18 protein-coding genes are annotated in these 19,993 nt (G+C 44.6%); 9 read left to right on the top strand and 9 right to left on the bottom strand.

The window, feature by feature from the left end; all coding sequences use genetic code 11:
- Positions 1–2: 2 nt before the first annotated feature.
- Together gluQRS and ACE01R_RS05950 are read left to right on the top strand one after the other, a co-directional pair.
- Entirely contained in the window at positions 3–920 is a 918-nt protein-coding gene (gene gluQRS, locus ACE01R_RS05955; protein WP_395549630.1) for a tRNA glutamyl-Q(34) synthetase GluQRS, read from the top strand.
- Between the two features lie 54 nt (positions 921–974).
- Positions 975–1,208, top strand: coding sequence for a zinc-ribbon domain-containing protein (locus ACE01R_RS05950; protein ID WP_395549629.1), 234 nt, complete (start codon positions 975–977; stop codon positions 1,206–1,208).
- A gap of 19 nt (positions 1,209–1,227) precedes the next feature.
- Here the strand turns inward: ACE01R_RS05950 and ftsW are convergent, their stop codons facing one another.
- From ftsW to ACE01R_RS05925, 5 genes are all read right to left on the bottom strand, one after another.
- Positions 1,228–2,424 carry a putative lipid II flippase FtsW gene (ftsW, locus tag ACE01R_RS05945; RefSeq protein ID WP_395549627.1) on the bottom strand — a complete coding sequence of 399 codons (1,197 nt, stop codon included), beginning with the start codon at positions 2,422–2,424 and terminating at the stop codon, positions 1,228–1,230.
- A gap of 21 nt (positions 2,425–2,445) precedes the next feature.
- Complete coding sequence (gene murD / locus ACE01R_RS05940; RefSeq protein WP_395549625.1) at positions 2,446–3,792, bottom strand: UDP-N-acetylmuramoyl-L-alanine--D-glutamate ligase; 1,347 nt, start codon at positions 3,790–3,792, stop codon at positions 2,446–2,448.
- A 177-nt stretch (positions 3,793–3,969) separates the two neighbouring features.
- The gene (locus ACE01R_RS05935; RefSeq protein WP_395549622.1) at positions 3,970–4,221 is read right to left on the bottom strand and encodes a DUF6587 family protein; all 252 of its coding nucleotides are present in this window, start codon (positions 4,219–4,221) and stop codon (positions 3,970–3,972) included.
- A 30-nt stretch (positions 4,222–4,251) separates the two neighbouring features.
- Complete coding sequence (locus tag ACE01R_RS05930; RefSeq protein ID WP_395549620.1) at positions 4,252–6,108, bottom strand: ferrous iron transporter B; 1,857 nt, start codon at positions 6,106–6,108, stop codon at positions 4,252–4,254.
- Positions 6,105–6,365 carry a ferrous iron transport protein A gene (locus ACE01R_RS05925; RefSeq protein ID WP_395549615.1) on the bottom strand — a complete coding sequence of 87 codons (261 nt, stop codon included), beginning with the start codon at positions 6,363–6,365 and terminating at the stop codon, positions 6,105–6,107. Before ACE01R_RS05925 ends, ACE01R_RS05930 begins: the two co-directional genes overlap by 4 nt.
- Before the next feature lie 171 nt (positions 6,366–6,536).
- Between ACE01R_RS05925 and xerD the strand changes: the two genes are divergently transcribed.
- The 4 genes from xerD (at position 6,537) to thrC (ending at position 10,991) form a co-directional block, all read left to right on the top strand.
- On the top strand, positions 6,537–7,454 hold the full coding sequence (gene xerD / locus ACE01R_RS05920) for a site-specific tyrosine recombinase XerD (protein WP_395549611.1): 918 nt from the start codon (positions 6,537–6,539) through the stop codon (positions 7,452–7,454).
- 96 nt (positions 7,455–7,550) lie between these two features.
- Complete coding sequence (locus ACE01R_RS05915) at positions 7,551–8,366, top strand: DsbC family protein (protein WP_395549593.1); 816 nt, start codon at positions 7,551–7,553, stop codon at positions 8,364–8,366.
- A 124-nt stretch (positions 8,367–8,490) separates the two neighbouring features.
- Positions 8,491–9,795, top strand: a complete 1,305-nt coding sequence (locus ACE01R_RS05910) for a homoserine dehydrogenase (protein ID WP_395549575.1) — start codon at positions 8,491–8,493, stop codon at positions 9,793–9,795.
- 56 nt (positions 9,796–9,851) lie between these two features.
- Complete coding sequence (gene thrC, locus ACE01R_RS05905) at positions 9,852–10,991, top strand: threonine synthase (RefSeq protein ID WP_395549571.1); 1,140 nt, start codon at positions 9,852–9,854, stop codon at positions 10,989–10,991.
- A gap of 100 nt (positions 10,992–11,091) precedes the next feature.
- On the opposite strand, the gene ACE01R_RS05900 is transcribed toward thrC, so the two are convergent.
- Complete coding sequence (locus ACE01R_RS05900; RefSeq protein ID WP_395549569.1) at positions 11,092–12,138, bottom strand: D-alanyl-D-alanine carboxypeptidase family protein; 1,047 nt, start codon at positions 12,136–12,138, stop codon at positions 11,092–11,094.
- Between the two features lie 220 nt (positions 12,139–12,358).
- On the opposite strand from ACE01R_RS05900, the gene ACE01R_RS05895 reads away from it, so the two are divergent.
- Genes ACE01R_RS05895 through ACE01R_RS05885 form a run of 3 tightly spaced genes read left to right on the top strand, consistent with a single transcriptional unit; the run spans position 12,359 to position 16,019 of the window.
- Entirely contained in the window at positions 12,359–12,994 is a 636-nt protein-coding gene (locus ACE01R_RS05895) for a response regulator (protein WP_086174145.1), read from the top strand.
- 27 nt (positions 12,995–13,021) lie between these two features.
- On the top strand, positions 13,022–14,587 hold the full coding sequence (locus tag ACE01R_RS05890) for a sensor histidine kinase (RefSeq protein WP_395549568.1): 1,566 nt from the start codon (positions 13,022–13,024) through the stop codon (positions 14,585–14,587).
- A gap of 19 nt (positions 14,588–14,606) precedes the next feature.
- Positions 14,607–16,019 carry a sigma-54-dependent transcriptional regulator gene (locus ACE01R_RS05885; RefSeq protein WP_395549814.1) on the top strand — a complete coding sequence of 471 codons (1,413 nt, stop codon included), beginning with the start codon at positions 14,607–14,609 and terminating at the stop codon, positions 16,017–16,019.
- A 26-nt stretch (positions 16,020–16,045) separates the two neighbouring features.
- Here ACE01R_RS05885 and ACE01R_RS05880 read toward each other — a convergent pair whose 3' ends face one another.
- The 3 genes from ACE01R_RS05880 to lptG all read right to left on the bottom strand — a co-directional run bounded on the left by ACE01R_RS05880 (position 16,046) and on the right by lptG (position 19,993).
- A complete protein-coding gene (locus ACE01R_RS05880) occupies positions 16,046–17,227 on the bottom strand; it encodes a S41 family peptidase (protein WP_395549566.1) in 1,182 nt (393 codons plus the stop codon).
- A gap of 26 nt (positions 17,228–17,253) precedes the next feature.
- Positions 17,254–18,801 (bottom strand): 2,3-bisphosphoglycerate-independent phosphoglycerate mutase, encoded by a 1,548-nt coding sequence (gpmI, locus tag ACE01R_RS05875; protein ID WP_395549563.1) that lies wholly within the window; start codon positions 18,799–18,801, stop codon positions 17,254–17,256.
- Positions 18,802–18,922: 121 nt separating this feature from the next.
- Complete coding sequence (gene lptG / locus ACE01R_RS05870) at positions 18,923–19,993, bottom strand: LPS export ABC transporter permease LptG (RefSeq protein WP_395549562.1); 1,071 nt, start codon at positions 19,991–19,993, stop codon at positions 18,923–18,925.

Below are 19,993 nucleotides of genomic sequence, written 5' to 3'. Positions count from 1 at the left end.
TAATGCTTAATAATCCTCCCCTAAGCCCTCCTTTAATAAAGGAGGGGGATAACAGGATGGCTTATGTGGGCCGGTTTGCGCCATCGCCAACCGGCCCTTTGCATTTTGGTTCACTCATTACTGCTGTGGCCAGTTATTGTGATGCGCGTGCCCATCAGGGGCAATGGCTGGTTCGGATTGAAGATACCGACATTCCGCGTATTTATCCCGGCAGTGAAGCACATATCCTGCGTTCAATTGATGCGTTCCAGTTTGAGCCCGATGCCGAGATCATTTTCCAGAAAGACCGCCTCGATATTTATGAATCTGTCATAGAACAGCTGCATCAGCAAGGCTGGGTCTATGCCTGTCAGTGCACCCGTAAAATGCTCGGCTCCAATCATATCTATGCCGGAACCTGCCGGGATTTAAACCTGCCTTTTCAGCAGCAAGCCATTCGTCTGAAAGTATCGGATCAACAGATTTGTTTCACCGATCGCCTGCAAGGCCAGCATTGTTCCAATCTGCAACATGACTTAGGCGATTTTGTGCTGAAACGCCGTGATGGCATTATCAACTATCAGCTGGCCGTGGTGGTGGATGATTATCTGCAAGGCATGACCCATGTGGTGCGTGGCGCAGACCTGCTGGATAATACTGAACGGCAAATCTGGCTCGGTTCGATACTCGGTTATCCGCAACTTGAATATATGCATCTGCCTTTAGCGATGAATGCTCAGGGGCAAAAACTCTCCAAGCAGAATCTGGCGCAAGCACTGGATCTCAATCGCATACCGGAGTTATTACAACAGGCTATCCGCGCTTTGCACCAGCCAGAAGTCGATTTAGATACGCCAGCCCATATGCTGAAACAGGCCATCGCCCAATGGGATATTAATTTGATTCCACATGCAATCGAGCTACAAGGCAGCTATTTATAAACTTCAGATGAATGTTAAGCTAAAAATATCTACACCAGACATGGCAGACTCAAGATGTTTTTTATCTTTGGTATTGGCTCTAAAACCAAAGTGGTCGAGAAAAATCAGTTTCTATGCCCGGTATGCAGAACGCGCAGCGCTTATGAATTGAAACAGAAACGCAATTATTTTTCTATATTTTTTATCCCACTGATTCCCCTTTCCAAGGCGAAAGGAGAATTTGTGAAATGCTTGCATTGTGGAACGGAAATGCCGAGCACCGTGTTAAACCATGCTCAGCCAGATTGATTAATCTTCAGCATCAAAGCTAGAAGCTTGATTCTTCTTTGCTTGGATTGGCTTTTTGCGTGGTGGCATCAATTTTCAAAATCAGGCTGATCATCACTGCACACATAATTAACGATGAGCCACCATAACTAATAAATGGCAAAGTCAAACCTTTGGTCGGTAGCATGCCCATATTCATCCCGGCATTCACCAAGATTTGCAGCAGGAAAATAATACTGATGCCATAGGCCAAATAACCTGCACGCAAATATTGATATTGCAAGGCACGATGTCCAATCTTGATACAGCAAACCACCATCATAAAGGACAGGATCAATACGGTACTGATTCCAAAGAAGCCAAACTCCTCACCTAAAATCGCCAACATAAAGTCAGTATGCGCTTCAGGCAGATAAGACATTTTCTGGATACTATGACCCAGTCCTACCCCCATCCATTCACCACGACCAAAGGCCATCAGCGCATTAGACAACTGATAGCCGGTGCCCAAAGGGTCCGCCCAGGGATTGGTAAAAGACAGCGCACGCTGTAAACGGTAAGGCTCAAAGATAATTGCAGCGGCCAAAGCAAAGATAATTGCGATCAGGAAGAAAATAAACTGAATCGGCGGCGCGCCAGCCAGGAAAAAAACGCCTAAAATCATCAGGACAATCACCGCAGTCGCACCCAGATCGGGTTCCAGCAGAATTAAGCCTACAGTGATAATCATCACACCGACCAAGCGGTATAGGCCGGACGCACTGCTTCTCACCTCTTTTGCCCGTCGTACCACATAATCTGCAGTAAAGATGGCCATCATGACCTTGGCCACTTCGGAAGCCTGCAAGGTAAAACCGGCTATACGAATCCAGCGGGTGGAACCATTAACCTCGGTGCCGACAACCAACACCACAGCCAGCAGCAGAATGGTCATAATCCACAGTGGAAAGGTATTATTAAACCAAACATTCAGCGACACTTTATAAGCCAAAAATGCAGCAACACCTGCCACCAGAATTGAAATTCCGTGTCGGATCACATAGTGAAATGGATTTTCATGTAAGCGGTCGGCATAGGGCATCGATGCAGATGCCACCATGATTGAACCGATACATAGCAAGGCAATGACACAAAAAATCAGCACATTACGCGGCGTAACTTCAGTGGGGATTTTTGGTCCCCACTCATTGTAGACCTGATTAATTTTATTTATGGTCGTCTGAGCTAACCCAGCCATACAACTTTCCTTATCGTTCTTCTAAGCAAGTGTGTTCACACATTCAACAAACTGGTGTCCACGTTCACTATAACCTTTAAACATATCAAAACTTGCACATGCAGGTGACAATAACACCACATCATGGGCTTGTGTATGTTGCTGGCATAATTCTACTGCTTCTTTCAGGCTTTCGGCATGAATCAAGGTGGTTGTGCCTTGAATGGCAGCTTCAATAATCGGACGATCTTCACCAATTAAAACCGCGACTTTGGCATATTTGCTTAAAGACTCGCGTAAAGCAGTGAAATCCTGACCTTTACCCTGACCACCCAGAATGATCGCCACTTTACCCTGTTGCGGCTCAATTGCAGCACCCAGGCCATCAATGGCAGCCAGAGTTGCGCCAATATTGGTACCTTTAGAATCGTTATAATAACGAACACCCTGTACCTCCTTGACAAATTCACAGCGGTGCTCCAAGCCTTTAAAGGTTTTCAGCGTTTCCAGCATGCTATCCAGCGGCAAACCAATCGCTTCACCCAAAGCTAGGCAAGCCAAGGCATTGGCGACATTATGCGTACCTTGAATGTACATATCTGTGCTTTTTAACAGGCGTTCACGACCACGTGCCAGCCAGATCGTGCCATTATCTTCTTTTAAGATGCCGTACTGATTTAAATCCGGTGCATTCAGACCAAAGCTCTGCATGGGTGTCGTATCTGGAACCAGTGGACGAGTAAGTGAATCATCACGGTTAAACACGACTTTTTTCACGCCCTGGAAAATACGATGTTTTGCAGTGTGATAACCAAACATATCGCCATGACGGTCTAGATGATCTTCACTCATGTTCAGCACTACTGCCACTTCCGCATTTAAATTGAAGGTGGTTTCCAACTGGAAGCTGGATAATTCCAGAATATACAATTCAGGGTCATCTTTGGTTAAATCCAGTGCCGGACGGCCCAAATTACCGCCCACCGCCACTTTCTTGCCGGCATCTTTAGCCATTAGGCCAATCAGAGTCGTTACAGTACTTTTGGCATTTGAACCGGTAATCGCCACAATCGGTTTATCGGTGGCACGGCGCAAAACCTGAATTTCACTGATTACCGGAATGCCTTGGGCAATCGCTGCCTGAATTTCTGGCATTTTCGGATCAAGCCCCGGACTGATCACAATTTCTTCTGCTTGCAATAAGAGTTCTTGATCAAGCTGACCAAAACTGGTCTGAACATCGGCAGGAATCTGGTCATGCCCGGGTGGAGTCTTTCGAGAATCTGTTACTGCAACGCGGTAGCCATGTTCATGTAAGAAATTGACTGCTGCAACACCTGAAATTCCGAGTCCTGCAACAACTTTTAATCCACCACGCTGTATTAACATTTTTTCCCCATTTTATGGTCTGTTTTTAAAACTGACAAAATGTTAGCACTTTGCTCTTTTGAATGCTTTTTCTGTTTTGACTTTATCTCGGCTTTTTTGTGTCAGCGCGTAAAAAAACCGTCATAAAAATGACGGTTTTAAAAAATGCTGATTTAAAGTGGAAATAAAACTTGAAAGTTATTTCCATTTTACCGCTTGCACTTCAGGTTTTTTCTGAACCTGTTCTTCATTGACAGCACAGCCACAGCTTCCTCCGCAACCTGAAACCATCGCAGGTTTTAACCACTTTGCCAAAGCTGCCCAACCTTGCTTTTCACAGTGCTGAGACAATGCCGTGAAGACTGAGTTCGATGTTCTGGGAAATACTTTCTTAAACACCACGACAGCACTCCAAAGGACCAAAGCAGCCACAATCAGAATTTCAATCATTTCAGTCTCCTTTCACAGCCTTGAAGAACCTTATCCAAAGTAATGTGAAGCAATTTGATAAGTCAGGAATGACATCAGATATGCCAGACCAAACAGGTAAATCGTCATGAACGATACAGTTTTCCACGAACCGGTTTCACGGCGCACGGTCGCGAGCGTTGCCAGACAGTGTGGTGCATAAATAAACCACACCAGCAGTGACAAACCGGTCGCCAATGACCAGCCCAGCTCACCTGTGCCACCAATAATAGAGGCCAGACCTTGTGACATAGCATCCTCATCTACCGCAGAAAGCGCATAGACTGTACCCAATGCGGCCACCACCACTTCACGAGCCGCCATTGCAGGAATTAAAGCAATACAGATTTGCCAGTTAAAGCCCAGTGGGGCAAAAATTGGCTGCATCACATGACCCAGCATCCCGGCAAAAGAATAATCAATTGCTGGAGCAGTCGCACCCTCCGGAGCTTGCGGGAAGGTACACAGGAACCATAGTAAAATAGACAAGGCGAAGATGATGCCACCGACACGTTTCAAAAAGATTTTGGCGCGATCCAGCAAGCCAATCCATACGCTTTTGACATCGGGAAAACGGTAGCTTGGCAACTCCATTAACAACATATGCTGTGATTTATCTTTCTGGAAAAATTTCAGCACGGTTGCGACAATCAAGGCACTGACAATTCCGGCCATATATAGGGCGAACAGCACCAAACCCTGTAAATTGAATATGCCCCAGACCATTTTTTCCGGGATAAAAGCCGCAATTAGCAAGGCATACACCGGCAAACGGGCCGAACAGGTCATCAGTGGTGCCACAAAAATCGTGGTTAAACGGTCACGCGGATCACTGATGCTGCGGGTAGCCATAATGCCCGGCACCGCACAGGCAAAGCTGGACAGTAACGGAATAAAAGCACGTCCTGAAAGACCGGCTTTAAACATCAATTTATCCAGTAAAAATGCCGCACGCGGTAAATAGCCCGATTCTTCCAGCACCAAAATAAAGAAGAACAGGATTAAAATTTGGGGCAGAAACACCACCACACCACCCGCACCGGCAATGATGCCATCCACGATCAGACTGTTTAGCAGCGGATGGGAAATCTGCGCACCAATCACTTCACCCAGCCAGCCAAAGAAGCTTTCGATTCCGTCCATGAATGGCGCAGCCCATGCAAATACTGCCTGAAACACAATGAACATCATCACGGCCAGACTGACTAGGCCTAAAACTGGGTGCAAAAATATTTTATCGAGGAAATCTGAACGTTTATCTTCCTGTTCGACTGAATGCACCACATCATGCAAAATGGTTTCAATCTTATAATGGGTGCTACCGCTTAAACCGCTCAGTTCGGTATGCGGCGTTGAATATTTGCCTTGATCCAGCGCATTCATCAGGTTTTCAATCCCTGAATTACGTACGGCTACAGTTTCCACTACTGGAATACCAAGACGCTCTGACAATTTCTGGGTATTAATTTGCATCCCACGACGGCGTGCTTCGTCCATCATGTTTAAGACCAGTAAAATCGGACGGCCAAGCTCAATCATTTCCAGAACCAGACCGAGATGCAGTTTTAAGTTAGTCGCATCGACCACACACAGGAATGCATCTTGCTGACCTTCTTCAGCAATTTTGCCTTGCACCACATCGCGGGTAATGGCTTCGTCCGGACTGGTTGCATCCAGACTATAAGTCCCGGGCAAATCCAGCACACGTACAGCTCGCTCTGAAGGTAAAGTAAACTGACCCACTTTACGTTCAACCGTGACCCCGGCATAGTTGGCTACTTTTTGCCGTGTTCCGGTTAAATGGTTGAATAATGATGTTTTACCACAGTTAGGGTTACCTACAAGGGCAATACGTAGCGCATCACTCATGCAGTGATCCCCTCTTCAATTTCAATTTTTTCAGCTTCAACTTTGCGCAGTGCGAAACGGGTAAACCCCACCTGTATCAGGATAGGATCACCCCCAAAAATACCTTTGGTAATGACCTGAACTTTTGTCCCCGGTACAAAACCTAAAGTTTCTAAACGACTCGCCACCAGATCAGTCTGAGCTGTATCACCATCCAAAGTACGGTTGACTTTGCGAATGATGGCCGTTTGTTTCACTTTCAAATCAGATAATCGCACCGCATCTAATCCTAAAATATTTTCTACAGTATACAAACAAATGAGAATAATTACCAAGTAAGGTTTATTCCAATTCTCATCTTGTATGCCGCGTTCGACATTGCAAAAAAATTGGTCTACATTGATCAAAGCCAAGAAAAACTTGGATTTTTCATTCAATGTAGAAGTGACATGCTCAATAAAAAGCCTCGTATTCCCGCACCGGTAAACATTCCTGAACATTTAAGTTTTTTACAGGGTTTTCGAGATTATTTAATTGCGCAAACCGTCAGCCCACATACTCGAAATGCCTATCTATCTGATTTAATTCAATGTAGTGAATGCAATACGGTTTCAATGCCAGACTGGAACAGTGATGATATTTCCGATGTTTTACTCAACCTGACCAAACAGGGCAAAAGCCCGCGCTCAATTGCCCGCTCACTTTCTGCCCTGCGTTCTTTTTATAAATTTTTACGTGAACAAAAATTGCGTAGCGATAATCCGGTTGCAATCCATAAAACGCCTAAAATTGGCCGGGCCTTGCCTAAAGATTTATCTGAAGCCGATGTAGAAGCCTTAATTAATGCACCAGATATCAATACCGCTTTGGGCTTACGCGACCGGGCGATGTTTGAAGTCCTGTATGCTTGCGGCTTGCGTGTCACTGAACTGTTAAATTTACGTTTAGAACTGATTAATCTGAAACAAGGCTATTTACGTATTGTCGGCAAAGGTAACAAGGAACGTCTGGTTCCTTTGGGACAGGTCGCCTGCGAATGGATTGAAAAATATCTTAATGAAGCCCGTGCCAACCTGTATAAATCAGCTACCGACTATGTCTTTTTAACCCAGCATGGCGGCATCATGAGCCGACAAAATTTCTGGTATGCCATCAAACGCTATGCCTTGCAGGCAGGAATTCAAGCCGAACTTTCACCGCATACCCTGCGTCATGCCTTTGCCACCCATCTGCTCAATCATGGTGCCGACTTGCGTGTGGTACAGATGCTGCTCGGGCATAGTGATTTATCCACCACGCAAATTTATACCCACGTGGCTCAGGTTCGCATGCAACAGTTACATGCCACTTATCACCCGCGTGCTTAACGGCAGCAAATATCAGACTAAGAAGTTTTATCGCAGGCATTTTTTTTTGTTATGCTTACTCACCTGTTTTTTTATACCTACAAGAAAGGGTTGTTTATGTTATTTACCCGTTCAAAGATTTTTCTCGCATGTACACTTGCTGCAGGCTTAGGATTAACGGCCTGCTCCAATTCGAATAATGATGAAAAAAAACAAAGTACTTTAACCGCTAGCGCACCTGCAACCGGGGAAGCATCCAATCTTTCAGAACGCAATGCACAGCAACGTCTGGTGAACACGCTGCAGCAGCACTTCAAGAAAGCCAATATCAATGCCAAAATTTTAAATATTAAAGCGACCGAAGTCCCTAATCTGTATTGGGTCAACTTAGAAGGCATGTCGTCTGTCTATGCCACTGCCGATGGCAAATACATTATTCAGGGTGACGTACTGCGTTTAGGCGACAGTAAAATTCACAATGTCAGTGAAAGCCTGCAATCTGAAGCCAATAAAAAGCTGCTGGCCAATTTAAAAACTGAAGATTTATTGGTTTATAAAGCTCAAGGTGAAACCAAACATATTGTGTATGTGTTTACCGATGCCAGCTGCCCGTATTGCCATAAACTGCATGAACATATGAGCGAAATTAATGCCAAAGGCATCGAAGTGCGTTATATCGCATGGCCACGTGGCGAGCAGTTCATGCCAGCGATGGAAAGCGTGTGGTGTAGTGAAGACCGTCAGGCGGCTTTTGATCAGGCCATTGCCGGTGCACCGCTTGCTCCAGCGACCTGTAAAAATCCGGTCAGAGATCAATATCAGTTGGGTCTAAATATGGGGGTTAATGGCACTCCGGCAATTTATAATAGCGAAGGTGTTTACCTAGGTGGATATCTCTCGCCTAAAGAATTGGTAGAACGTTTAAATAACTAATTTTTATCAGTTCATTTACTAAATTTAATAGGTAGAGATAAAGTGATTTCTACCCTAGAGTCTGGCCGTTTTTTTAGCTATGATCTAGATTCGCTTAAAGTTGAATACATATTTGGAGTGTGACGTGAAACCAGTTCGTCTGGCAATCCTCGGTCTTGGTACTGTGGGTGGTGGTGCCCTTAAACTACTAAAAGAAAATGCTGCTGAGATTAAACGTCGCACCGGTCGTGAAATTGAAATTACCCATGTAGGTACACGTCGCCCCCGTCCTGATCTAGATTTACCTGCTTCGGCAAAGCAAAGTGCCGATCTGCTCGATATCGTTCGTCAACCGGATGTCGATGTTGTGGTTGAAGTCATGGGTGGCATTCACCCTGCTTATGAAGTCATCATGGAAGCGATGAAACACGGCAAACATATTGTGACTGCAAACAAAGCACTCTTGGCTGAACATGGCAATGAACTGTTTAAAGCGGCCGAAGACAATGCTGTGCAAATTGCCTATGAAGCAGCCGTTGCGGGTGGTATTCCAATTATTAAAGTGATTCGTGAAGGTTTGGCTGCCAACAAGATTGATTGGTTAGCGGGCATCATTAACGGTACGGGCAACTTCATTTTAAGTGAAATGCGTGAAAAAGGTCGTGCTTTTGCAGATGTGCTGAAAGAAGCGCAAGAACTGGGCTATGCTGAAGCCGATCCAACCTTTGACGTCGAAGGCATTGATGCTGCACATAAACTGACGATTCTAGCTTCATGTGCATTTGGTATCCCGCTACAGTTCGATAAGGTATTTACTGAAGGCATCAGCAAAGTGACTGCTCAAGATGTGAAATATGCTGAAGACTTGGGCTTCCGTATCAAACACCTAGGTATTGCACGCCGCACGGATGCCGGAATTGAATTACGCGTTCATCCGACCCTGATTCCTGAAGATCAGCTAATTGCCAATGTGAATGGCGTGAAAAATGCCGTTCTCGTCCAGGCCAATGCAGTTGGTCCAACACTGTATTACGGTGCTGGCGCAGGTGCTGGTCCAACGGCTTCTGCGGTAGTCGCGGACGTTGTGGATATTGTCCGTGATATTATTTACACAGAAGACGGTGCTGGAACCATTCCGCAACTTGCGTTTGAAGCATTGACCGATTTGCCAATTCTGCCTCGTGAAGAAATGACGACTGGCTATTACATCCGCATTAATGCCGAAGATCAAACCGGTGTTCTGGCAGATGTCACCACCATTTTAAGCCGTGCCGGTATTAGCATTGACGCGATCATGCAGCAGCCGCGCTTAAAAGACCTTATTCCTATCGTGATTCTGACTGATCCAGTCAAGGAATCAAAAATGGATGAAGCCCTTCAGCAAATTCAAGCATTGCCCGTCATTCATGGCGAAATTGTTCGAATTCGTTTAGAATCGCTTGATAATTAATCGGGTTGAGGGGAGTATTCCCCTTGCCATGCTCTACATACAATTGGAACATCATCATGTCTAATGCCAATCGTTATACTGGTTTAGTTGACCGCTATCGCGACCGTTTACCAGTGTCTGCAACTACTCGCGCAATCTCTTTAGGCGAAGGGAATACGCCACTGATCAAGCTTGAGAACATTCCACGCATTATTGGCAAAAATGTTGAAATTTATGTGAAGTACGAGGGCTTAAACCCGACTGGTTCATTTAAAGACCGTGGTATGACCATGGCGGTTACTAAAGCAGTTGAAGAAGGCTCTAAAGCGATTATCTGTGCTTCTACCGGTAACACTTCTGCTGCTGCAGCCGCTTATGCTGCTCGTGCTGGCATCAAAGCGTTTGTGCTCATTCCAGAAGGCAAAATTGCCATGGGCAAAATGGCACAAGCGATGATGTATGGTGCTGTCACCATGCAAATCCGCGGTAACTTCGATGACGGTATGCGTCTGGTCAAAGAAGTTGCAGACCAAGCACCTGTGACGATTGTAAACTCTATCAACCCTTACCGTTTGCAAGGTCAAAAAACCATTGCTTATGAAATCGTGGATGAGTTAGGTCGTGCTCCAGATTATCACTGCTTGCCAGTGGGTAACGCAGGTAACATCACTGCACACTGGATGGGTTATACCGAAGCTGTGGCAAACCAGCCTAAAGACCAGTTTGAACAAGTGGTTTATGATGCTGAAACTGATCAGTTCACAGGCCCTAAACCTGAAGGCTTGCCAACCATGGTCGGTTACCAGGCATCTGGCGCTGCACCGTTCCTGCGTGGTGCACCGGTTGAAAATCCTGAAACTGTAGCTACAGCAATTCGTATTGGTAACCCGCAAAGCTGGCATCATGCCAAAGCGGTCGTACGTGATTCAAAAGGCTGGTTCGATGAACTGACCGATACTGAAATCTTAGAAGCGCAACGCTTACTTTCTATGTATGAAGGTGTATTCGTAGAACCTGCTTCTGCAGCGTCTATCGGTGGTGCGATTCGTGATATCAAGGCAGGTAAAATTGCTGAAGGTTCTGTCATCGTATGTACAGTAACCGGTAATGGCTTAAAAGACCCTGACACTGCCATCAAACAATGTTCTGATGCTGTGATGTTGTCTATCGATGCCACTATGGATCAAGTAAAAGATTCTATTCTTTCTAATATGTAATGCATATTTAGACTGAAGAAAAAACCCTGCAATTGCAGGGTTTTTTCATTTAGAAGCATTCAAACGTTGAGTAGATTTGAATACCTCGCCAAATTCAGTCTTAAATACGCTTGGGTAACTGGCTGACCCAAGTCATTAAACGGGTTGCATCATTGGTACGTGCAGCAGAAGAATCTGCTCCAAGAAGTACAACAACAGCCGGACGGTTATTTAAAGTTGTATGCATTGCTACGCAGCGTCCTGCTTCATTGATATAACCAGTTTTTGAAATATTGATATTCCAGCCACCATTACGCACTAAAGCATTGGTGTTGTTCGATTTCAATACACGATAACCGAGGTTAAAATCATAGCTTGGAGTCGTCGAGAACTGTCGGATTAAACCGTATTGGGAAGCCGTATTGACCAAAATACCCAAGTCACGCGCTGAAGAAACATTGCCTGGGTGTAAACCTGTTGATTCAAGATAATGGGTTGAATTCATTCCAAGTGCTTTGGCTTTTTTGTTCATCGCTGCGATGAAAGCCGAACGCCCCCCCGGATAAGTACGTGCCAATGCAGAAGCAGCCGGATTCTCAGACTTCATTAACGCAAATAAAAGCGCCTCTGCACGATTCATGCTGTCTCCGGCACGGAGCGTTGAGCTTGAACTCTTACAGCCTGAACAAGAAAAGTCAGCCTGTTGTAAGGTAATTGTCTCAGACATGTTTAAACGTGCATCTGCAATAACAACAGCCGTCATCAGCTTGGTTAGAGAGGCAATTGGAAAGGCAGTATTACTATTTTTACTGTATAAAACCTCACCTGTTTGGCCATCCATCACCAAAGCAGCACGGGCATTTACAGAAGGCTGGTTACCATAGTTGGAATTATTTAAAATCTGTACCGTTTTAGGTGTCGAATGAGTAGCCACACCATTTGAACTGCGTACAGAAGTGGTTATTTTTGTTGAACCTTGTGGAGAGACTTCTTCAGCTGAAGCATCACCGTTTAATAATTGATTCACATCTTCAGAGGACCAGTTTAACGTAGCTTGTCCCGCCCCTTTAGACGCATCCATCACCAGCTCAGCAAAACTGGTTGAACTTATGCCTAGCAGAATCGATATGCCTAGCACATGCATTAAAGATTTTTTCGAATTTTTCACGGTGATTTACTCAACTCAAGAAGACAATATACATTTGTATATTCCCTCAAAAATGCTTACATTTAAATACAAAGATGAACACTTTTTGTTACTCACAACATTGTGTATAACATTTAATGGAAAGATAAAGAATAGGATTGCTAATTTTGTCATTTCATTGCAAGCTTATTTTGCTTTATGTAACAAAAAAAATGCTTTTTTTGATATGAGGGAGAACTAGGTGATCACAGTTTTAGTGGTAGATGACCATGAATTGGTACGTACCGGAATTTGCCGTATGCTCGAAGACCATGCGGATGTTCAAGTGATTGGTCAGGCTGAATCTGGTGAAGAAGCGATTAACTTAGTCCGTCATCATCATCCTAATGTCGTTTTACTTGATGTCAACATGCCGGGGATTGGCGGGGTAGAAACCACCCGACGCCTATTGCAAACGGCTCCCGAAACCAAAGTGCTGGCCGTCAGCGGCCTGGCTGAAGAACCCTATCCTTCCTTATTGCTTAAAGCAGGGGCTAAAGGCTATATCACCAAAGGTGCGCCTGTGACCGAAATGGTTCGTGCCATCAACAAGGTCATGCAAGGTGGAAAATATTTTAGTGCAGACATTGCTGAACAACTGGCCAGTTCCTATCTTTCCGACACCCAGCAATCTCCTTTCGATGCATTATCGGAACGTGAAATGCAGGTCGCAATGATGGTGGTCAATTGTATTAGTGCCCAGGAAATTGCCGATAAACTTTTTGTTAGCGTCAAAACGGTGAATACTTACCGTTACCGCATCTTCGAAAAGCTGAATTTAGATAGTGATGTCAAATTGACTCACCTGGCCATTCGTTATGGACTAATTAAACCTTAATGCCCTTTGGCTTGCTAGAAGACATGCATGACGCAAAATACCAATAGTTTAGAGTTTAACCAATATCATTTAGGCATTTGGTATAGCACTTATAGACTCATTATTGCGACCAGTCTTCTGCTGATTTTTTTACTTACGTCTCAGCGCTTAAACTCAGATTATCACTATCCGCAACTTTATCTTTACGTGCTGATTGGTTACGTATCGACAAGTTGTATCCAGTTGATCATCCTCAAAAGCATACGCTTTAAAATTGCCCAGCAACTCCCGCTGTTATTTGTCGTCGATGTCATTGCTTTAAGCTTGCTCACCCTGGCGGTAGATGGTCCTAATCTGCAATTAAGTTTGCTGTTTGTGATTACCATCTTCGCAGCATCTTTATTGCTCGATGCCCAAAAGGCTTTGATCATTACCCTGATTGCCGTAATCAGCGTGACTTATCAGCTTTTTCTAGGCAGTATTTTTGATTTTTCTTCACTGAATAATATTGGCAACAGTGCAATATTGGCTTTTCTGTTTTTAGTGGTGTATGGCAGTGGGCAAATTGCAGTAAAACGTTTCCAGTTACTTGAAAATTTAAATTTTTCGCAGTCTTTGGAATTAAATCGACTACAAAACCTGAATCGCTATATCCTGGAACAGATAGAACTCGGGTATTTGGTTTTAGATGAAAACTGTCATATTGTGCTGAGCAACCCGGCTGCCTGCCTGCTTTTAGGCATTCCTCCGCTCTATGCCTATGACAAATATCCCTTATACAAGGCTCAGCCGGATTTATTTGAATTGCTTAAATTTGATCAACTGCGGGATGGGGAAAAATTTCAGTTTGAGTCACAGCTTAGCCATTATCATATGCATATTGAAGTGCAAAAACTCATGGTGCCACAACAAACCCTGACATTGTTGGTATTGCAGGATGCCACCAAACTCAATCAACGTGTACAACAATTAAAACTCGCGGCACTCGGGCAACTGTCCGCCAGTATTGCCCATGAAATTCGCAATCCTTTAGCCGCCATTGTACAAGCCAATGAACTTTTGGGTGATAGCGACCAGCATCAACAGGCAGCATTGAGCCGGATGATTTCCAAACAGACACAGCGTATTGACCGTATTATACAAGACACGCTAAATATGGTGCGCAATAAAGAAACCCACCCTTCAACCATTGAGCTGAAACAGTTTATCCCTTTACTCATTCAGGAAGATTTGGCTGATATTGCTGCCCAAATTAAATATACTGTTCAAAGTAATATTTTTGTGCATTTTGACGAGGCACAACTGCGTCAAGTGCTGATTAACCTGATTCGTAATGCGATTCGACACAATGCACCTGAGCATTCACATATCGAGTTGAATACTTATTTACATGACAACAATGTACGTATTGATGTGCGTGATTTTGGCGCGGGCGTTGCTTCCAAGGACTTGGCTTATTTATTTCAACCTTTTTTTAGTACCGAAATCACAGGAACTGGTTTAGGATTATATTTATCGCATAGTTTCTGCGAAGCCAATCAGGCAAAACTAAACTATGTAAAACAACAACAAGGAGCATGCTTTCGCATAGAATGCCTGCGAGTTGCTTTATAAATGAAAATTGTTGGGGTGTATTGTGGAACAACAACCACTTGTTTTATTGGTGGATGATGAGGAAGACTTGTGTACCCTCATGCAAATGTCTTTATCTCGTATCGGGATCAAAACCCATATTGCACATCGTGTGGAACAGGCCAAAAAATTCTTGTCTGAATACCGCTATGATGCCTGTTTAACCGATTTAAATTTACCGGACGGCAATGGACTACAGCTGGTGGAATGGATTAACCAGCATTATCCCTCCATACCGGTGGCGGTATTAACCGCATATGGCAATATGGACATTGCAATTGCAGCTCTCAAGGCCGGCGCCTTCGATTTTGTTAATAAACCGGTGAATCAAAAACATCTGGAACAGCTCTTGCAAAAGGCCTTTAACAAACCGGCTGAACATTTGCAGACCAAAGAAGATAGTCTGGAGCAAAAATTACTGATCGGACAATCACTGCCGATTCAACAGTTACGGGTGACCTTAAATAAGATTGCCCGCTCGCAGGCACCCGTCTTTATTACCGGCGAATCCGGGACGGGGAAAGAAGTCATTGCCAATCTGGTGCATCGCCTCAGTAACCGCAATGAAGGACCGTTTATTGCCATTAACTGCGGAGCCATCCCGACTGAATTAATGGAAAGTGAACTGTTTGGGCATAAAAAAGGCAGTTTTAGCGGCGCCACTCAGGACAAACAGGGACTGATTCAATCTGCTCACGGCGGCAGTCTATTTCTAGATGAAATTGCTGAACTACCTTTAAGCATGCAGGTTAAGCTGCTACGTGCAGTACAGGAAAAACGGATTCGTCCAGTTGGTTCGGACTGTGAAATTGATGTCGATTTCCGCGTGATTAGTGCCAGCCATCAGGATCTGGAAGCTCTGGTTCAGCAAGGCCGCTTTAGACAGGACTTGTTCTTCCGTATCCATGTGATGGATTTGGTGCTACCTCCACTACGTGAACGCGGCGACGATATTATTTTATTGGCGCATCACTTTATTCAGAAAATTAGTCAGGAATGGGATATTCCGCAAAAACAGCTGACTGATCGTGCAAAAAACTTTTTACTGAGTCAGTATTATCCCGGAAATGTCCGCGAACTGCGCAATATTATTGAACGTGCCATTACCTTAAGCGATGATGAAAGAATCGACTTGCAACATCTGCAAAGTGCGCCTTTACGCTATCCTACTGCAGCAGCGCCAGAGGTCACGGAAGACCAGCACAGCTTGCGCAGTGACATCGTGATGTCTTCCAAGAAATTACCCGATGAAGGTTTGGAGCTTTATCTGGAAAATATTGAAAAAGATATTTTACTCAATGCATTAAATTTAACCCATTGGAACAGGACCCTGGCCGCAAAGAAACTGGGTATGTCTTTCCGCTCTTTACGTTATCGTCTGAAGAAATTTGGGTTAGATACCGACGAGGACTAGATCGTTTTATTGAGAATTAAGCCGTTTTATTTATGGTTTAGAATGATCTCTGCAACATGTTCCAGATAGTTTTCTTCTTTCATTTCATGTTGCAGCAGATATTGTTGATTGGGCTGAATCCCCACCCCTTCAATCATCTGGCCTTTAGGTGTGTAGTAATGCGATACCGTCATCTGTAAAGCAGCACCATTGGAAAGTGGAAACAGTTTTTGCACCACTCCTTTACCATAACTCTTCTCGCCCACTACCCATGCACGCCCATGATCTTTCATCGCTGCAGTAAAAACTTCAGCGGCAGAAGCAGAACGGTTATTGATTAAAATCCCCAACTTTAAATTCTGAAACTCAAAACTGGGTAAGGCCTGAAACTGCTGGTCGCCTTCAGAACGGCTTTTGGTCGAGACAATCAGCCCCTGATTCAAAAACAGATCGGCCGATTCAACCGCAGCAGACAATAATCCGCCCGGGTTATTTCTCAAATCCAGCAATACTGCTTTTAAGCGTGAAGAAGAATGCTCTTCAATCAGGCGTTTGATTTCATTGGCGGTATCTTGCTGAAAAACTTTGACTTTAATCACCAGCACCTGATTATGTAGCAGCGTTGCCTGAATATCGGTTTCTATTTTTTTATTACGGACTAAAATCAGCGGTTTACTATTTTGTGCCAGCTGCAAACTTAAGGTCGAACCAATTGAACCATTGAGTAGACTATTAACCTGATCATGATTGAATTTTTTCAGTTCCTGATCATCAATCTTAAATACGCTTACGCCATTGCGCAAACCTTGCTTCGCTGAGTCCGCATTTTCCTTTAGGCCTTGAATGACCCATTGATGCAATTGCTGGTCATAAGCCAGTTCAAAATCGACAGAGGCGATATCGCCTTCGGTATATTGTAATAGTTGTTTATAATCTTCTGGACTTAAGTAACGGGAATAACGATCTAGCCCGCTCACCAAACCTTTAATCGCTTGTTGAAATAAGGCCTCGTCATTTTTTTCATCGACATAATTTTCTTTGACAACGCTATAAATCTGAACAAATTGCTGAATCGATTCCACCGGAACTTCAGCATAATTCTGTTCAACTTCATCATCAAAATCTAAAACAGGCTGAGCCTGGCCTTTCACCTCAGCAAGAGCTGAATGGCTCATGCACATGAATAACGTTGTTAAAATGACAACCTTGTTCCAGCGCTGTAAAGCCATCCATCCACCTGTTTATACAAAAATTTTTATGATTTTAAAGTAATCAAATTACGACCTTTCATTTCTGCAGGTACAGGAATTTGCATGAGACTCAACAATGTCGGTGCTACATCTGCAAGCACACCACCTTCAGCAATGGTTGCAGAAGTTGGGCCGACATAAATAAACGGAACCAGTTCAGTGGTATGTTGAGTATGGACCTGACCACTTTGGTAGTCCTGCATTTGCTCTACATTACCATGATCGGCGGTGATCAGCATATGGCCTTTTTTAGCCATGACTGCTTCATATACTCGTCCCAGGCAAGTATCCACCGCTTCCACGGCTTTTACTGCGGCATCAAATACACCGGTATGCCCAACCATGTCACCATTGGCATAGTTCACAACCAATAAGTCATATTCACTCGAATTAATCGCAGCAACTAGTTCATCAGTGACTTCATAAGCACTCATTTCCGGTTTCAGGTCATAAGTGGCAACGCTTGGAGATGGAATCAGGATGCGTTTTTCACCTGGATATTCATCTTCACGACCACCACTGAAGAAGAAGGTCACGTGCGCATATTTTTCTGTTTCCGCAATACGCAGCTGTGTTTTACCCAAATCCGACAAGTATTCGCCAATCGAGTTTTTCAACGCTTCTGGCATATAGGCCACAGGCGCATCAATGGTCGCTTGGTAACGGGTCAGCATCACAAATTTAGACAGGTTTGGAACCACTTTACGTTCAAAACCGGCAAAGTCCTTTTCCACAAAGGCTTTAGTGATTTCACGTGCACGGTCGGCACGGAAGTTCATGAAGACGACACTGTCACCATCTTGAATTTTAGCCAGCTCGCCAATACGAGTAGCTTTGACAAATTCATCGCTTTCTTCAGCTGCATAAGCCTGTTCCAGACCTTCAACGGCTGTTGCAGCGGTACGTACAGCTTCACCTTCAGTCAGCAAACGGTAGGCCTGTTCAACGCGATCCCAACGATTGTCACGGTCCATGGCAAAATAACGGCCGATCATCGTCACAATACGACCTTGACCCGGATATTGGGCAAACAATGCATCTAATTTTTCTAAAGACGGCTGTGCACTTTTAGGTGGTGTATCACGACCATCGAGGAAAGCATGCAGATAAACTTTTGCACCACGTTTTAATGCCAGTTCAGCCATGGCCACAATATGGTCTTCATGCGAATGTACGCCACCTTGCGACAACAAGCCCATAATATGTACTGCGCCATTCGCAGCTTTGGCTTTTTCAACGGCATCGACTAGCACTTCATGCTCAAAAAAAGCACCATTACGAATGTCTTTGGTAATACGAGTGAAATCCTGATACAGTACACGACCTGCACCGAGGTTCATATGACCAACTTCAGAGTTGCCCATTTGACCGTCAGGCAGGCCGACATCTTCACCTGAACCTGAAATCAAACCATGTGGATGCTTTTGTTGCATAGCAGTTAAGTTAGGTCGTTTTGCTGCCAGAAAAGCATTGTCTTCGACCGCTTCGCGATGACCCACACCATCCATAATTACCAATACGTGAGGGATTTTGCCAGCAGTTGCATCCGTCATAATGAACACTCTTTTGTTTACAATTTCATCGTCATATCTTACCGAATTTTCGGTCAAGACTCTATGTGCAGATCATGACTAAAGCTGATCATGCACATTGTTTTTATCACTGTAGGGTCTGTTAACGTGCACGGCGCAGTAAATAACCACCGACCAGCATCATCAGCACAATCGGCACAAACACAAACCAGGCCGGGGAAGGTGAATAGACCAGACTTGCATAGCCCAGAAAATCCTGCAGATAGAAGAATCCCAGGCCTGTAAATAAGGCTATGACCAGACGAAAACCCATCGACTGTTGACGTAAGGGTCCAAAAATAAAGGAACAGGCAATCAGTACCAAGGCAATCAGGGCAAATGGCGAACCGACTTTTTGCCAGAATGCCAGCTGGTAGGTTTTCGGCACCTGGCTATATTCACGCATATAGCTCATGAAACTCACCAGCTGACTTGGGGATAAATCTTCCGGGTCAATCGTGACCATATGCACATATTTAGGTTGTAAGGCTAAAGCCAGCGGCAGTTGTGCGGTCTGCACCAGAGTGGAATTGCCTTGTGGCAGAATATCCATCTGGGTTGCCTGCTGCAGCTTCCAGTCACCATCTCTAATGAACTGGCCCTGTTCTGCATTCAGTACACCTTTCAGATAATAATTGTCATCAAAGTCGACCACCTGAACACGCTGAAGCTGGCCTTGTGCATTGGCATAATCAATATAAATAAAACGCTGACCTTCACGGGTCCAGTAGCCCCTCACCTCACCCAATGCACTGGCGCTACGGTGATCTTTGACACTTTTAGCCTGTTCATTGGTATAAGGAATCACCCATTCACTTAAGACAAAGGATAAAACTACCAGAACCAAAGCCGAACGAATCACCCAGCCCACAATCCGCCACAGGCTGACCCCAACAGAACGCATCACCACCAGTTCACTATTGGAGGCCAAAGTTCCCAAGCCAAGCACAGCACCAATTAGGGCAGCAATGGGTAAAATTTCATATAGATAGCGCGGTGCACCCCATAACACATAGAGAAATGCCTGCCAGGCACCATAGTTTTCGTTCAGTGAACCCAATTCACCCAAATAGGTAAACAGCACCTGTAAAACAGAGAGCACTGCTGTTGCACCCAGCATGGCGAGTGCCGTAGTTTTGGTCACATGTTTCGCAATAATTCGACGTGCTAACAT

It is taken from the genome of Acinetobacter sp. BSP-28, from assembly GCF_044130285.1.
In the GTDB taxonomy this organism is placed as follows: Bacteria; Pseudomonadota; Gammaproteobacteria; order Pseudomonadales; family Moraxellaceae; genus Acinetobacter.
This window is presented reverse-complemented; position numbering and strand designations above follow the sequence as displayed.

What these genes read in the sequence shown, in the direction of transcription:
- gluQRS (WP_395549630.1), top strand. Translation starts at nt 3, where the DNA reads ATGCTTAATAATCCTCCCCTAAGCCCTCCTTTAATAAAGGAGGGGGAT.
- xerD (WP_395549611.1), top strand. Translation starts at nt 6,537, where the DNA reads ATGCTCAATAAAAAGCCTCGTATTCCCGCACCGGTAAACATTCCTGAA.
- ACE01R_RS05880 (WP_395549566.1), bottom strand. Translation starts at nt 17,227, where the DNA reads ATGGCTTTACAGCGCTGGAACAAGGTTGTCATTTTAACAACGTTATTC.
- ACE01R_RS05915 (WP_395549593.1), top strand. Translation starts at nt 7,551, where the DNA reads ATGTTATTTACCCGTTCAAAGATTTTTCTCGCATGTACACTTGCTGCA.
- gpmI (WP_395549563.1), bottom strand. Translation starts at nt 18,801, where the DNA reads ATGACGGATGCAACTGCTGGCAAAATCCCTCACGTATTGGTAATTATG.
- murD (WP_395549625.1), bottom strand. Translation starts at nt 3,792, where the DNA reads ATGTTAATACAGCGTGGTGGATTAAAAGTTGTTGCAGGACTCGGAATT.
- ACE01R_RS05890 (WP_395549568.1), top strand. Translation starts at nt 13,022, where the DNA reads ATGACGCAAAATACCAATAGTTTAGAGTTTAACCAATATCATTTAGGC.
- ftsW (WP_395549627.1), bottom strand. Translation starts at nt 2,424, where the DNA reads ATGGCTGGGTTAGCTCAGACGACCATAAATAAAATTAATCAGGTCTAC.
- thrC (WP_395549571.1), top strand. Translation starts at nt 9,852, where the DNA reads ATGTCTAATGCCAATCGTTATACTGGTTTAGTTGACCGCTATCGCGAC.
- ACE01R_RS05950 (WP_395549629.1), top strand. Translation starts at nt 975, where the DNA reads ATGTTTTTTATCTTTGGTATTGGCTCTAAAACCAAAGTGGTCGAGAAA.
- ACE01R_RS05930 (WP_395549620.1), bottom strand. Translation starts at nt 6,108, where the DNA reads ATGAGTGATGCGCTACGTATTGCCCTTGTAGGTAACCCTAACTGTGGT.
- lptG (WP_395549562.1), bottom strand. Translation starts at nt 19,993, where the DNA reads ATGTTAGCACGTCGAATTATTGCGAAACATGTGACCAAAACTACGGCA.
- ACE01R_RS05935 (WP_395549622.1), bottom strand. Translation starts at nt 4,221, where the DNA reads ATGATTGAAATTCTGATTGTGGCTGCTTTGGTCCTTTGGAGTGCTGTC.